10 protein-coding genes are annotated in these 14,880 nt (G+C 58.4%); 7 read left to right on the top strand and 3 right to left on the bottom strand.

Annotation, left to right across the window (positions count from 1 at the left end; translation table 11 throughout):
* Positions 1 to 183: 183 nt before the first annotated feature.
* The 5 genes from ACFER_RS10905 (at position 184) to ACFER_RS10025 (ending at position 7,722) form a co-directional block, all read left to right on the top strand.
* The gene (locus ACFER_RS10905; RefSeq protein ID WP_012939293.1) at positions 184 to 1,689 is read left to right on the top strand and encodes a CYTH domain-containing protein; all 1,506 of its coding nucleotides are present in this window, start codon (positions 184 to 186) and stop codon (positions 1,687 to 1,689) included.
* Between the two features lie 169 nt (positions 1,690 to 1,858).
* Positions 1,859 to 4,402, top strand: a complete 2,544-nt coding sequence (gene clpB / locus ACFER_RS10040; RefSeq protein ID WP_012939292.1) for an ATP-dependent chaperone ClpB — start codon at positions 1,859 to 1,861, stop codon at positions 4,400 to 4,402.
* Positions 4,403 to 4,537: 135 nt separating this feature from the next.
* Positions 4,538 to 5,809: an alpha/beta hydrolase-fold protein gene (locus ACFER_RS10035; protein WP_012939291.1), complete on the top strand. Its 1,272-nt coding sequence runs from the start codon at positions 4,538 to 4,540 to the stop codon at positions 5,807 to 5,809.
* A gap of 374 nt (positions 5,810 to 6,183) precedes the next feature.
* A complete protein-coding gene (locus tag ACFER_RS11475) occupies positions 6,184 to 6,558 on the top strand; it encodes a transposase (protein ID WP_081443289.1) in 375 nt (124 codons plus the stop codon).
* 255 nt (positions 6,559 to 6,813) lie between these two features.
* Entirely contained in the window at positions 6,814 to 7,722 is a 909-nt protein-coding gene (locus tag ACFER_RS10025; RefSeq protein WP_012939290.1) for an MFS transporter, read from the top strand.
* Positions 7,723 to 7,904: 182 nt separating this feature from the next.
* Here the strand turns inward: ACFER_RS10025 and ACFER_RS10020 are convergent, their stop codons facing one another.
* Entirely contained in the window at positions 7,905 to 9,050 is a 1,146-nt protein-coding gene (locus tag ACFER_RS10020; protein WP_012939289.1) for a CapA family protein, read from the bottom strand.
* A gap of 198 nt (positions 9,051 to 9,248) precedes the next feature.
* Here ACFER_RS10020 and pcp point away from each other — a divergent pair, with 198 nt between their 5' ends.
* Positions 9,249 to 9,893 (top strand): pyroglutamyl-peptidase I, encoded by a 645-nt coding sequence (pcp, locus tag ACFER_RS10015; RefSeq protein ID WP_012939288.1) that lies wholly within the window; start codon positions 9,249 to 9,251, stop codon positions 9,891 to 9,893.
* Between the two features lie 215 nt (positions 9,894 to 10,108).
* Here pcp and ACFER_RS10010 read toward each other — a convergent pair whose 3' ends face one another.
* Positions 10,109 to 11,839: a [FeFe] hydrogenase, group A gene (locus ACFER_RS10010; protein ID WP_012939287.1), complete on the bottom strand. Its 1,731-nt coding sequence runs from the start codon at positions 11,837 to 11,839 to the stop codon at positions 10,109 to 10,111.
* Positions 11,833 to 13,668: an NAD(P)-binding protein gene (locus ACFER_RS10005; RefSeq protein ID WP_012939286.1), complete on the bottom strand. Its 1,836-nt coding sequence runs from the start codon at positions 13,666 to 13,668 to the stop codon at positions 11,833 to 11,835. The genes ACFER_RS10010 and ACFER_RS10005 overlap by 7 nt, the downstream gene beginning before the upstream one ends.
* A 224-nt stretch (positions 13,669 to 13,892) precedes the next feature.
* Here ACFER_RS10005 and ACFER_RS10000 point away from each other — a divergent pair, with 224 nt between their 5' ends.
* A complete protein-coding gene (locus ACFER_RS10000) occupies positions 13,893 to 14,315 on the top strand; it encodes an RrF2 family transcriptional regulator (protein WP_012939285.1) in 423 nt (140 codons plus the stop codon).
* The last annotated feature ends 565 nt before the right edge of the window (positions 14,316 to 14,880 follow it).

The raw sequence follows: 14,880 nt of genomic DNA, 5'->3' as shown, positions 1-14,880 counted from the left end.
CATGGAAAAGAATTGTTAAAATAGAAGTTTCTTTAATAATAACTTTTAATATATAAAATGTCAATAAAATAAGTATTTTTGCCAAGCGGATGTTCTCCATAACCAACTGGACCATCCTCAGCCCACGGAAGCTGTGTTACAATAGAATGATAGAACAAGATCAGGCAGGGAGCGTGAAACCATATGGCACAAGGACAGGAAAAGGAAATCAAACTGCTTTCCACCAAGGCGGGCCGGCGGAAATTCTTCCAGCTGGCACTGGTGAAGGAAAAGATCATTCCCGGCAGTCGCCATACTCTGGATCTGTGGAATCAGTACAGGGATACCCGGGATGGGAAACTGACCCGGACCGGCATGGCGTACCGTATCCGCCGGACTAACGGCAAGGCCTTTGAAGCCACGGTGAAAAGCCAGGGCAAGACGGTGAACGGCTTCTCCAGCCGGGAGGAGTACACGGTGCCCCTGGAAAAACCGGAACCGGTGATCCAGGGCTTTGCTCCCCAGCTGGACCAGAAACTCCAGACCCTGCTCCAGGAGGATGAGCTGCTGCCTTTGTGCACGGTGGAATTCACCCGGAAGACGGCGCTCCTCCAGCTGTCGGCGGTGACGGTGGTGGAAGCGGCCCTGGACCAGGGAACCCTTACCGCTGGGGACAAAACGGAACCCATTGAGGAACTGGAACTGGAAATCAAACGGGGCCAGGAACGGGACCTGCTGCGGTTTACGGCAGTTCTGGCCCGGGAAATCCCCCTGTGGCCGGAAGAACGGAGCAAGTTCAAACGGGGACTGGATCTGCTGGGCTGGAAGGGCACTCCGTCCAAAGCGGCCAAAGGGCCGGAATGGAACCGGGAAACGGAACCATCGGAGGTGTGGCAGGCTCTGGTCCGGCAGACCCTCAGCCAGGGTCTGGATCTGTTGGTGCCGGACGCTGACCGGGAATTCCAGGACCGGCCTTTCCTGGAGCTGCTCCAGCAGTGCGCCGGGCTGTGGAATCTGGGGGAGGGATTCCTGTCCCAAACCTCCTGGAAAAAAGGACGGGATCTGCTGGACGGGCTGCTCCAGGTGCTGGAACCGGTGGACTATCTGGCGGTGTCTGACCGGCAGAAGGGAAAACCCTTTCCGGAAGAGTTGCTGTCCCTGGAACCGGCCTGGCAATGGCTGGAAGACCGGTGGGTGGCGGCGGCCCAGGAATGGGCGTCCTGGTGCGGCCGGGATGCGGCAGGGGCTCTGTGGCAGCTGCTGTACCTGGTTTCCCTGGCCCGGAAAGATGGGGAGAACTCCACCCTGGAAACGTTCCTCCAGAAGCGCTGGAACCGCTGGCAGCAGGACTGGCAGCTGCTGGAAGACGCCGGGAACCCGGATCCCTGGGAACAGAAGGAACAGATGGAAAATCTGGCAGGCCTGCTTGCCCTGGAGCGGAGCCTGGGCGAAAAGCGTCTGGTGAAGCGGGGGCAGGCCTATAAGGAACAGTGGTGGAAGACCTGCCGCAGCTATGCCCGGACCGGTGCCCTGGCGGAAGGAGCGGAAAGCAGCCGGGAACGGAGCCTGATCCTGGCCCTGGCGGCTCTTTGCGGCCAGGAAGGGATCCGGACAGAAAAGCGGGGGAATAAAACGGAAGAAGCCGGCAAGGCCTTTTTCCGGGAAATGGCCCGCCATCCGGAATGGTCCTGCCTGGCCCTGGAAGAATAAAATCAAAAAAAGTCAAAAAAACGAAAATAATATTTGACTTTTTGACTTTTAAGCGGTACAATAAGACCCGGGAAGTGAGAAAAAGACTTCCCGGGCCCTGCTTTTTTCTGCAGGAGCCGTAATTGAGAATACTATCCATTGATCCAATGGTTTTTTGGAGGTGTTTGTTATGCAGGCAGAACGCTTGAGTGATGAAGTGCGTGGATTGTTGGAAGCTGCCCAGCAGCAAGCCGTTATGAATTACAACCAGGAACTGACCACCGTCCATCTGCTGTCCGCCATGTGCAGCCAGCCGGACGGGTTCTTCAAGTTTGTGCTGAAGAGCCTGAACGTGGATGAGGCCCAGTTCAGCCGGGAAGTGGACCGGCTGCTGAAACAGATCCCCTCTGTGAAGGGGTCCGACCAGATGAGCATGAGCACGGGGCTGGCCCGGGTGTTCGCCCTGGCGGAAAAGGCTGCCGGCCAGAACCCGGTGACCGCATCCCATCTGCTGGCCGCTCTCTGTGAGGACGGGGATACGGAAGTGGTGAACCTGTGCAAAAAGTACGGGATCACCCGCAGTGCCATCCGGGGTCTGATCGACAAATATGAAAACAACGGGGATGCGGACGAAAACCGCAAGACCCTGGAGAAATTCGGCCAGGACCTGACCCAGAAAGCCCGGGATGGGAAACTGGATCCGGTGATTGGCCGTGACGATGAAATCCGTCGGACCATCGAGATCCTGTCCCGCCGGAAAAAGAACAACCCGGTGCTGATCGGTGAACCCGGCGTGGGCAAAACCGCCATTGTGGAAGGTCTTGCCCGCCGTATCGTGGCCGGAGATGTGCCGGAATCCCTGAAGAACAAGACCCTGTATGCCCTGGACCTGGCGTCTTTGGTGGCCGGGGCCAAGTACAGAGGGGAATTCGAGGAACGGCTGAAGAAAGTCCTGAAGATCGTGTCCGATTCCGCCGGTCAGATCATCATGTTCATCGATGAACTGCACACGGTGGTGGGGGCCGGGGCTTCCGAAGGCTCCATGGATGCCGGGAACATCCTGAAACCCATGCTGGCCAGAGGGGAACTCCGGTGCATCGGTGCCACCACCCTGAAGGAATACCGGAAGTACATTGAAAAGGATTCTGCTCTGGAACGGCGTTTCCAGCCGGTGCTGGTGAAGGAGCCCAGTGTGGAGGACACCATTTCCATCCTGAGAGGGCTGAAGGAACGGTATGAAGTCCATCATGGGGTGCGGATCAAGGATTCCGCCCTGGTGGCGGCCGCAACCCTGAGCAACCGGTACATCAACGACCGGTTCCTGCCGGACAAGGCCATCGACCTGGTGGATGAAGCAGCTGCCCGTCTGCGGGTGGAAATCGATTCCATGCCCACGGAACTGGATGAAAGCCGCCGGCGGATGCTCCAGCTCCAGATCGAGGAACAGGCCCTGTCCAAGGAAGAGGACGATGCTTCCAAGGCCCGTCTGGAAAAAATCAAAGAGGAACTGGCCAAGCTGAAGAGCGAGAACGACAAGCTCATGGACCAGTGGAAGGCCGAAAAGGGCGGCATTGCCAAGATCCGTCAGGTGAAGAAGGATATGGACAATGTGAAGAAGGAAATGGAAGAAGCGGAGCGGTCCTATGACCTGAACCGTCTGGCAGAACTGAAGTACGGCAAGTTGCCGGAACTCCAGAAACAGCTGGCGGCCCTGGAAAAAGAGGAACATTCCGACAAGCGCCTGCTGAAGGAAGAAGTGGACGAGGATGATATCGCCAAGGTGGTCAGCACCTGGACGGGGATCCCTGTGAACCGTCTGATGGAGGGGGAAAAGAAGAAACTGGCCCATCTGCCGGAAATCCTCCACAAACGGGTGATCGGCCAGGACGAAGCGGTGGAAGCCGTCAGCGAAGCCGTCATCCGGGCCCGGGCCGGGATCAAGGATCCCAACAAGCCCATTGGCTCCTTCATCTTCCTGGGGCCCACCGGTGTGGGCAAGACCGAACTGGCCAAAGCCCTGGCAGAAGTGCTGTTCAATGATGAAAAGAGCATCATCCGGATCGATATGAGTGAATACATGGAGAAACATACGGTGTCCCGTCTGATCGGTGCCCCTCCTGGCTATGTGGGCTATGAAGAGGGCGGCCAGCTGACGGAAGCCGTGCGGCGCCATCCGTATTCCGTGATCCTGTTCGATGAAATCGAAAAGGCTCACCCGGATGTGTTCAACGTGCTGCTGCAGGTGCTGGACGACGGCCGTCTGACCGACGGTCAGGGCCGGATGGTGGATTTCAAGAACACCCTGATCATCATGACCAGCAACCTGGGGTCCCATGAGATTATGGAAAAGAAGGGGGCCATCAGCAAGGACGAAGTCCGGAGCATGCTGATGAAGTTCTTCCGGCCGGAATTCCTGAACCGGGTGGACGACATTGTGGTGTTCAAACCCCTGCAGGAAGAACAGCTGAAGGACATTGTACGGCTGATTCTGAACCATCTGGGCAGCCGGCTGCACAGCCAGCTGGAACTGACCCTGACGGCCACCGACGACGCCATTGCCTACCTGGCCAAAGCCGGGTTCGACCCTGCCTTCGGGGCCCGTCCCCTGAAGAGACTGATTGTCCACACAGTGGAAACCGTGGTGAGCAACAAGATCGTCCGGGGCGAGATCCAGAGAGGGGATCATATCGAAGTGGTATTCAAGGACGGGAACATCGATGTGGTGAAGAAATAAAAGAAAAAATGCCTGGGAGAGCAATCTCCCGGGCATTTTTTATCTTTCCAGGGCGGGGAATCCGATACAAGTTTTCATTTGCTTTTCATTTGCTCCAGGTACAATAATCTATACGATTGGATAAGGAGGCAGATCATGGTGAAATGGAAACTGTGCCTGGGGACCGGGCTGCTGGCCGCCTGTTGTTTTTCTGCGGGGGCTTTTGCTGCCGGGCATGTGGAGGATGTGGAAGCCATCTCTCAGGTCTATGGGGATGGAGAAAAGCTGGCAGAAGTCCAGCTCAGGTATGACGCCGATCTTTTGGGCTCGTCCGTGACCGCAGAAGATTATGCTGTACCGGGACGGACGGTGGCAAAAGCCTTCGTTTCCGCAGTACCGTATGGAAAGGCAGCGGAAAAAGGGCGCTATGTCCAGGTGGAACTGGCACCCCTTCCCCTGTCCGACCAGATGGTGGATCCCCATCCGGAAGATAAGCACAAGGCTCCTGTGGGAGTGGGAGGACCCCAGCTGGGGAGCCATGGAAATCCCCAGCCTCTGGTTCCTGTTACGGGCAAAATCAGCCAGAAGGGTCTGGTCAAGACGGCAGAGGGACGGCTGTACGGAGGAGAACCGGAAATGAGCAGTTCCCATACCCGCCAGCTGCTGATCGAGAAATTCACCCAACACACTTTCACTGATCAGGATGGGAAAAAACTGCAGTACAATTTGTATGTGCCGGAAAAACTGGAAAAGGGCAAGGTGTACCCGCTGGTCCTTTTCATGCATGATGCGGGGACGGTGTCTCCGGAAGTGAAGGCCACCCTGAGCCAGGGCCGGGGCGCTGTGACCTGGGTGGAACCGGAATGGCAGAAGGAACATCCCTGCTTTGTGCTGGCACCCCAGTATGATACGGTGATCGTGAATGACCAGTACCAGTACGGACCGGAACTGGATCGGACCATCCATCTGGTGGAAAGTCTGTCCAGCCAGTATCCCATTGATACCCAACGGATCTACAATACAGGGCAATCCATGGGATGCATGACCTCCATTGCCATGGATGTGAAGTACCCGGATTTCTTTGGGGCTTCCTATCTGGTAGCCGGCAAATGGAATCCCCGGGTGACGGCGCCCCTTGCCCGGCAGAACATCTGGGCAGTGGCGGCTGCGGGGGATCCGGGAGCCAAACCTTCCATGGATACCATCATGACCCAGCTGGATGCGGACGGAGATCGGGTCATCAGAGGAACCATCGCCCAGGATGCTCCGGAAACCCAGGTGGATCAGCTGACGGAACAGATGATCCAGCCTGGAGTCCATGCGTATTATCTGCTGTACCAGGGAGGCAGCCATCGGAGCACCTGGCAGCACGCCTATGATATCACCCCGGTCAAGGAGTGGATCTTCGGGCAGAAAAAGGGCGCCTGATTTTCTGGCCAGGCCCCTTGACTGCGAAAGAAGGGACTGTTGCACGTTAATGGTCGATGAGACCTCTTGAAAGCCCTTTTATCTGTGTCCTGTCATTATGGACTAAAAGAGGCATCAAAAAATGATCCATCATTTTTCGATGCCTCTTTCTTTATTTTCAGTCCGCTCCCTTGGGGGCGGGGGACCGGGCTTGCCCGGTGGTGGGGGTGCTGTCGAGTAACGCCGGTTGTCTCCGTTACTGTCACCGCCAGTCGGGGCACCCCTGCCCGACGCCGTTTCCCGTCACTAAAATTTTCGGCCTCGCCATTCGAATCCGCTTCCCGCCAACGCGCTGGCGATTGAACGAGGCTCCCAGCGGATGAGCGAAACCGGAAATTTCTTCACGCTCCGCTCAAGGGTCGTTCAGCGGTTCCCCGCCTGGCTCTTGCCTGCTGTTTTCTAAAAAACTAAAAAAAAAAGAACTTCTTGAGGTTTCAAAACGGCTCCTGGAATTGCGGGCAGAAGATAAGAAACGGATAACGTCGGAAGAGGGAAAACTGCTGAGGATGAACCGGTCGATCCAGGCTGAAGGTGCCTTTGCAGATGTGAAAGAAACTCAGCTGTTCCGCCGCTTCCTGGGGACTGGGCATCTGAATGCGCTTACAGAGACCGTGATCTGTGTTCTGGCCCACAACTTCAACAAATTGCACCACAAGATACAGAACGGAACCCAGGGCAGATATCTGTTTCCCTTGCAAAAGCTTGCCTAACCCGCCTGCATAACTAAAAAGTGAGCAAGAAAAAAGCCACCAAAATGGACGGTTTATATTGTTGTATCCAATTTTAGGGAATTCGAGATGTTTTTTTCGATTTTCCATTGAAGACTTTAAAACTGAAGAAAAAAGAAAGCTGTTGCATGTGTGAAAACCCCACACACGCAACAGCCCCCTTTTCCTTGACTTTTTCCGGTATGTTGTCTACCATGTATTTTCAAAGTCTATTTTTTCTATCCGAAGGTGAAGCCTGTGAAAAATGAATCCAATACTTTTGTGCGCCGGGCCGATGCCCGGCTGTTTCTGTCCATAGTGGCGGCGGGACTGCTGTCCTTTACCGGGGTGGTGATCGAAACCGCCATGAATGTGACCTTTCCCACCCTGATGGAGGAATTTTCCATCAGCACTTCCACGGTCCAGTGGCTGACCACCGGGTATCTGCTGGTGCTGGCTCTGGCGGTATTCGGCTGGCAGGAAAACTTGCTCCAAAAGGTTGGGGTCACCCCGCTGCTGAACCTCCAGGTGTTCCAGGTGCCGGCTTTTGATGGAGCGGTGCTGGGACTGCTTCTGATCCAGTTCCTGTGTCTGGGGGTGGGGTTCCTGCTGCCCAACTATGCCCAGATCGTCCTGGGGTCTGATCCTTTTGCCGCCGGGTGCATCCTGCTGCCCGGGTGCCTGGTGGGGGCGGCCCTGGCCCCTGTGAGCGGCCGGCTCTATGACCGGCTGGGAGCCCGGAAACCGCTGCTTTTGGGGAGCTGTGCCATTGTCCTCAGCTTTGTGCTGTATCAGCTGGCCCTGGGCCGGGTGGGAATTTCCGGGCTTACGGCCATTTATGTGGTGTTCACCCTGGGTCAGGGGCTGTCTGCCGGGAACATCCTTACCTATGCCCTGGAGAACCTGCCGGAATCCATCCAGCCGGATGGGAATGCGGTGTGCAATACCCTCCAGCAGCTGGCTGGGGCGGTGGGGACTTCCGTCTGCGCGGCCCTGGTGGCGGCCGGCCAGGTGGGACGGGCCCTGGGAGAAGGTACCAGCCTGGGCACTGCCCATGCCTTCCATCTGCTGCTGATCCTGGCCCTGTGCCAGGGCGCTTCCATGGTATGGGCGCTGGGGAAAAATAAGTGCAGAGTGAAGAGTAAAGAGGGAAGAACGGGACGGTGAGTCCGACTGACCCTGGAAAAACTGGAAAGCCTGGTGGGACAAGACCCCTGGGTGGATGTATGCAAAGAATGAAAAACAAGGAAGGATGCTGTTTATGAATCCATTTCCATATGAACAGGAAGAATTAATCGGACTGGAAACTGTGAAACGGAATTTTCGGTCTGTACCAACAAGCCCGCGACTCACGACTCGCGATCCGCGACACCTGCTTTTTCCCTGATCCGTTCCGCTTCTTCCCCTTCCACCAGGGTGGGACAGAAATCGTTCCAGTCCGGGGTGGAGGAAATCCGGCAGGGAATCACTTTTCCCGGATCCGCTCCCAGCAGACGGCCTTTCTGGAACCGGAAGGTCTGCTGGTAGATGAAGGTGTCCTTGTCCCGGGGGTTGCTGTTGCCACCGAAGCAGAAATTCCCCAGGCTGTAGCAGATGGTCCTGCCCTTGTAGGTTTCCAGGGGCTGGATCACATGGGGATGGGCCCCCAGCACCAGGTCCGCTCCCTGGTCCACGGCCAGGTGGGCCAGCCACACCTGATCCTCGTCCGGACGGGTCTCCAGTTCACTGCCCCAATGGAAAAACACCACCGTCAGCCGGGCACCCCGTTCCTTCACTTTGGCCAGTTCCTCCTGGAGCTGGTCGGGGGCCCCGGCTTCCAGGGCGTTGATTCCTACCAGCCCCACCGGGATCCCTTTCACGGTGAGGATCTGGCTTTCTTCATAGCCGAAGGGCATGATCCCGTTGTCTCCCAGGGTTTTGAAGGTGTCCCAGTATCCGTCGTTCCCGTAGTCGTAACTGTGGTTGTTGGCCAGGGAGGCGGCTTCCACGCTGCCGGTTTTCAGCACTTCCACATAGGCCGGGTCTCCCCGGAAGGCGAAGGTCTTGTCCTGACGTTCTCCCCGGGTGGTGAGGGGGCCTTCCATGTTCACCAGGGTCAGGTCGTCCTGGACGAAAACGGACCGGACCCCGGCCAGGAATACGGAGCCGTCACCCCCGGCGGCATCCCAGGCTTCCGGAAAAGTCCCTTCATAGCCGAAACTTTCCTCCGTGCCCAGGGTGCAATCACCGGCAGCGCTGAGGGTCACTGTGGTGACGGGGTCTGCCGGAGGCTGGGGCGCCGGAGCAGGTGCAGCGGGGGCGGAGGGGGCTGTTGGAGAAACAGCCGGAGCGGCAGCCGGCTGGGCAGGGGCGGCCGGCACCGGGGCCTTGGCCTGGACCGGCGCCGGCTTCCGGGTCCCCGGGACCGCCGGAGAAGCAAAGGAAGGAGCGGGCATTGCCAACAGGGCCAGGGATGCCAGAAGGGAAATGAAAAGGGCAGAAATGGAATGGGTCATACAGCAGGTTCCTTTCTCAGAAATTTCAGTACCTATCATACGATGGAACCGGACTGCTTGTCCAGTGTGTGTGTGCGGTAGAAATCCGCAGGGGCGAATCAAGACCGGCGCAGCCGTGCCGCCTGGTTCACCCGTTGCCTCCTGTTTGCAGGGATTTTCCTTTCGGGGGAGAACAACAGAGAAGAGGAGGAATGCATCATGAACGTATTGCTGACAGGTTTTGATCCCTTTGGCGGGGAACCGGTGAATCCGGCGCTGGAAGCGGTGAAAAAACTGGACGGGCTGCTCCTGGCCGGGGCCCGGGTCCACACGGTGGAAATCCCCACAGTCCGGGGGAAGGCCATTGCCAGAGTGAAGGACGCCATTGCCGCCTTCAATCCGGACATCGTGATCTGCATCGGCCAGGCCGGAGGCCGGACGGACCTGACGGTGGAACGGGTGGCCATCAACTGCGATGATTTCCGGATCGGGGACAACGAAGGGAACCAGCCGGTGGATGAGCCCGTGGTGCCGGGCGGTCCGGCAGCTTATTTTGCCACCCTGCCCATCAAGAAAATGGTGGCCGCCCTCCAGGCCAGAGGTATCCCGGCCAAGGTTTCCAACACTGCGGGCACCTTTGTGTGCAACCATGTGTTCTACGGCCTCATGGACCTGTTGGCCCACGACAGCCGGCAGCGCCGGGGCGGCTTCATCCACGTGCCCTATCTGCCGGAACAGGCGGCCCGGCTGAAAGATCAGCCCAGCATGGCCCTGGAGACTATTGTGGAAGGCTTGAAAACGGCCGTGGAAACGGCGGTGGAAAACCAGGAAGACGCCAAAGTGACAGGGGGAACGGAGTGCTGAAAAAAGCGGGGTGTGAAAAATTCACACCCCGGTCGCGGGTCGCGAGTCGTGAGTCGCGAGCCTGGACGTTCAAGCCGTCTGTTCTTTTTCTATAAGATGAAAGGATAAAATCGGGATGGACTCTGAAAAACAGAATCTTCGGTTCGCACCAACAAGCCCGCGACCCGTGACCCGTGGCTCGTGACCGGAGCTGCTGCCTATGCAGCAGCTCCTTTTTACATCTTCCACCCAAAATGGTCCGTATGGAGCAGGGCTTCTGCTTTGGGGCTCAGGGGCTTGCCCAGGAATTCCCGGTACAGCCGCTGGATCTGGGGATTTTCGTGGGAGAACCGGAAGCGGCTGCGCTTGTCCAGGGTCCGGAGCTGTTCACCCCGCACGCCTTCCAGTTCCTCGTCCTCCTGGGGAATGGGCTGGCCGCCCCCGCCGGCGCATCCGCCCGGGCAGGCCATCACTTCCACGAAATCGTAATGGACTTCCTTCCGCTTCAGGGCCTGGATCAGCTGCCGGGTGTTCCCCAGACCGCTGACCACCGCACAGCGGATCTCTTTGCCGGCGATGGTGTACACCGCATCCCGGAGCCCGATGCCGTTCCGCAAAGGAGCAAACAGTTCCGGGTCGGGATTTTCCCCGGTGAGTTTGGCATAGGCCGTCCGGAGCGCCGCCTCCAGCACCCCGCCGGTGGTTCCGAAAATGGTCCCGGCACCGGTAAAGGTCCCCATGGGATCATCCAGGGGCTCTTCCGGCAGCAGGGACGGATCCAGATGGTCCGCACGGAGCACACGGATGAATTCCCGGGTGGTCAGGGCCAGGTCCACATCGGGCCCGTGGTCCGTGCGCATGGTGGGCAGGGCACATTCCGCCTTCTTGGCCAGGCAGGGCATGATGGATACGCAGTACAGTTTTTCCGGGATCACCTGCAGCTTGTCCGCCAGCCAGGTCTTGGCTATGGCCCCGAACATCTGCTGGGGGGATTTGGAGGTGGACAGCCGGTCCGTCAGCTCCGGATACTGTCCTTTCAGGAACCGGACCCAGCCGGGACAGCAGCTGGTGAACATGGGGAATTCCCGGGTATCCCCTGCCAGGAACCGTTCCAGGAATTCGTTGGCTTCTTCCATAATGGTCAGATCCGCGGCAAAGGTGGTGTCGTACACATGGTCGAACCCCAGCTGACGCAGGGCTGCCGCCATCCGGCCGATGGTCCCTTCCTCCCGGGGCAGGCCGAAGGCTTCGCACCAGGCCGTCCGCACCGCCGGAGCCACCTGGACCAGGGTCACCTTGTCCGGGTCTGCCAGGGCTTCATAGAGCCGGTCCGTGTCGTCCCGCTCCCGGAGCCCGGCCACCGGGCAGTGGATGATGCACTGGCCGCACAGGGTGCAGTCCGAATCCTTGATCACCCGGTTCCCGGACACATCCACGGTGGTCCGTCCCCCGGTGCCCGCCACATCCCAGATGTGCATGGCCTGGATTTTGTCGCACACCTGGATGCAGCGCATGCACTTGATGCATTTGTTGTAGTCGTGGAACAGGGGATAGGTGGTGGTCCAGGCCCGGCGGAGCCCTTTGGGCAGCTGTTCCTCATAGGGATTGTCGTGGATCCCCAGGCTGTTGGCCAGGGACTGGAGCCGGCAGTTGCCGCTGCGGACGCAGGTGGCGCACCGGCAGTCATGCTGGGACAGGATCAGTTCCACATTGATTTTCCGGGTTTCCCGGACCCGGGGCGAATTGGTGCGGACCACCATGCCTTCTTTCACCGGGCTGTTGCAGGCGGTGACCATGGCCGGTTCCCCTTCCACCTCCACACAGCACACCCGGCAGGCGGCAATCTCGTTCAGCCCTTTCAGGTAGCACAGGTGGGGGATCCGGATGTGGGCCTGCCGGGCCGCTTCCATGATGGTGGTCCCTTCCGGCACCTGGATGATTTTTCCGTCGATGGTACAGGTTACCATTCCCGATTCCTCCCTCCTTTGAAGCTGCCGTAGCCAAAGTGGTCACAGCGCAGACAGCGGCTGGCTTCCTGCCGGGCCTCTTCCGGCGTCATCCCTTCCGAGACCAGGTGGAAATCTCCCACACAGTCCGGGGTGCAGTGCTGCTTCAGGTTCACCCGGCCGCAGGGCGGGGTGTGGGTGAAATAGGCCGGAGGAATCTCCACCCCGCAGGAAATCCGGTGGTGGAATCCCAGGAAGGAATCGATGTTGTCCGCTGCCACCTTGCCGGCCGCCACCGCCCGGATCACCGTGGCCGGACCGGAGACGGCATCCCCGCCGGCAAACAGGTTCCCCAGGCCCGGGACGCTGCTGGACAGGTCCGCCTGGATGGTGCCCCGACGGATGGTGACCCCCACCGCCTCAAAGGGCTGGGTGACAATGGACTGACCGATGGCCACGATCAGCACATCGCAGGGGAACCGCCGTTCAGGAAGAGCCGCCTTCACCGGATTGGGCCGGTCCTTTCCATTGTAGGGACCGATGTGCTGGGGCTGGGTCCACAGGGCCGTCACCTGGCCCTGTTCGTTGGTTTCGATCCGGCTGGGGGCTTCCAGGGTGACAATCTCGCAGCCCTCCGCCATGGCATCCTGGATTTCTTCCGGCAGGGCCGTCATGTCTTCCAGCCGGCGCCGGTAAATGCACTGGACGGAAGCAGCGCCCAGCCGTTTGGCCGTGCGGGTGGCGTCCATGGACACGTTGCCGCCGCCGATGATGCATACCCGTTTCCCGGTAAAATCCGGAATCCGGCCTTCCCCGATGTCCCGGAGCAGCCGGACGGCGCTGAACACTCCCTGGGCCTCTTCCCCGGGCAGGTGCAGTTTTTTGTCGCTGTGGGCCCCGATGGCGATGTACACCGCATCGTACTGCTGCTGGAGCTGAGCCACCGGGATATCCGTGCCGATGGAGACGCCGGTGCGGACCTGGATGCCTGCGGACAGGATGTAGGAAAGATCCCGGTCCAGCACCTCCAGGGGCAGCCGGTAATCGGGGATCCCGTACCGGAGCATGCCGCCCAGCCGGGGCCGCTGTTCGTACACCGTGACACTGTGGCCCATCAGGGAAAGGTAATAGGCCGCCGTCAGGCCTCCGGGGCCCCCTCCGATCACCGCCACCGTCTTTCCCGTGGCCGGGGCGGGAGCCGGAGCCTTGGCCGGTCTGGCATGGTCCACCGCAAACCGCTTCAGGCCGCAGATGTTCACCGGAGCATCCACCATGCCCCGGCGGCAGTGGTGCTCGCAGGGATGTTCACATACATAGGCGCAGGCCGCCGGGAAGGGATTGTCCTTCCGGATCAGTTCCAGGGCATCCTCGTAGCGGCCGTCCCGGATCAGGGCCACGTAGCCCGGGATATCCACATGGGCCGGGCAGGTGGACACACAGGGCACCGGGTGGCTGAGACCGCAGATGCACCGGCCGGTGAGCACGTGTTCCTCATAGTCCTCCCGGAAGCCCCGGACTCCCTTCAGCACCATGGAAGCCGCTTCAAACCCAATGGCGCAGTCCGAAGAATCCGCAATGCTCCGGGCCGTCTTTTCGATCAGGGTGATGGTGTCCAGGCTGGCCGTCCGATCCAGCACCTGTTCGATCAGCACTTCCAGCTGGCCCAGCCCCACCCGGCAGGGCACGCATTTGCCGCAGCTCTGGGCATGGCAGAAGCGCAGGAAATTCAGGGCCATGTCCACCGGACAAAGCCCCGGCGAACTGGCACTGATCCTTCGGTGCATATCCTGATACAGGCTGTTCAGGACCGTCTGGGCCCTGCCCGGCGTTTCAATCTGTAAGCGACTCACGATGATTTCCCCCTCTGCGAATTTCCGGTATGGATTCCGGAAACAGAATGAACAGATACGATATTATTTTACCGTTCGGAAGCAAAGAGTGTCAATCGATTCGGCGAAAAAATCAGATAAATCAAGAAGGATGAAATTCCTAAAAATTACTAGGAATTTACCTTTCCTTTTGGAAAATTCTATAGTACAATTATAGGAAATTATTCTTGCTGCGAGGAGGAACCATGAAAATCTCTACCAAGGGACGGTACGCCCTGCGCCTGATGATCGATCTGGCCATCAACGGCACCGAATCCTATGTACCCATTAAAAGTGTCTCTCAGAGACAGGAAATCTCAGAAAAATACCTGGAACAGATCATTACCCAGCTCTCCCGCGCCAAACTGGTGAAAAGCGCCAGAGGAGCCCAGGGCGGGTACAAACTGGTCCGTGATCCCAAAGACTATACAGCCGGAGAGATCCTCCGGGCGGTGGAAGGGTCCCTGGCCCCGGTGGCCTGCCTGGAACCCGGCCATGCCATCTGCGACCGGGCCGCCCACTGCGTGACCCTGGACCTGTGGAAAGAAATCCAGGACGCCATCGACAACATCGTGGACAACACCACCTTGGAAGACCTGGTGAAAAAGCAGGAAAAGAAGGGGATGTAAAAAGAGGGGTTGCTGCCTGGGCAGCAGTCCCTCAGTCTGGAGTCAGAAGACTCAGGACAGGACCTGGCCTGATGGCCAGGTCCTTTTGATGTGTATAAAAAGACTTGGGAAATGAAATAGGATGCCGTAGGGGCGGTTCAAAACCTTTGCCTCCGGCAAAATGTTGCCAGAGCCGCCCGCCCATTTTCCCCCTTTTTCTGCTGCCAAATTGATTGATTTTTAGATGACCCTTATAAGATTTTTTGCAAACAAAAAAGCATCCACACGGTCAAAACCCGCATGGATGCTTGCTTTTTGTCTGGTGGAGCATAGGGGGAAGGGCGCATATTTCCTTGTTCCGCGCTCCTTTATATAGAAAAGTTGGTAAAAAGTTGGCAACCAACATAAAATTTCATTGTGCCCCTGCAATAGGCCTGGATTTTTACCAGGTCTATTTTTTATGTGCAGGTGGCAAGGGATCCGGACAGATCGTTGCAAAGAAAAAGACAAGGGGCGCCCATGTTGTCAACCACCAGTAGGCCACAATGGTCACACCCCTTGCCCTCATGCTCTGTATTTTACACGG

Source organism: Acidaminococcus fermentans DSM 20731 (genome assembly GCF_000025305.1).
Classification (GTDB): Bacteria; Bacillota; Negativicutes; order Acidaminococcales; family Acidaminococcaceae; genus Acidaminococcus; species Acidaminococcus fermentans.
Note: the sequence above shows the minus strand (reverse complement) of the source record. Positions and strands in the feature narration are given on the sequence as shown.

Excerpts from the sequence above, each read along its gene's own strand:
- ACFER_RS10905 (WP_012939293.1), top strand. The coding sequence starts at position 184 with ATGGCACAAGGACAGGAAAAGGAAATCAAACTGCTTTCCACCAAGGCG.
- clpB (WP_012939292.1), top strand. The coding sequence starts at position 1,859 with ATGCAGGCAGAACGCTTGAGTGATGAAGTGCGTGGATTGTTGGAAGCT.
- ACFER_RS10035 (WP_012939291.1), top strand. The coding sequence starts at position 4,538 with ATGGTGAAATGGAAACTGTGCCTGGGGACCGGGCTGCTGGCCGCCTGT.
- ACFER_RS10020 (WP_012939289.1), bottom strand. The coding sequence starts at position 9,050 with ATGACCCATTCCATTTCTGCCCTTTTCATTTCCCTTCTGGCATCCCTG.
- pcp (WP_012939288.1), top strand. The coding sequence starts at position 9,249 with ATGAACGTATTGCTGACAGGTTTTGATCCCTTTGGCGGGGAACCGGTG.
- ACFER_RS10010 (WP_012939287.1), bottom strand. The coding sequence starts at position 11,839 with ATGGTAACCTGTACCATCGACGGAAAAATCATCCAGGTGCCGGAAGGG.
- ACFER_RS10000 (WP_012939285.1), top strand. The coding sequence starts at position 13,893 with ATGAAAATCTCTACCAAGGGACGGTACGCCCTGCGCCTGATGATCGAT.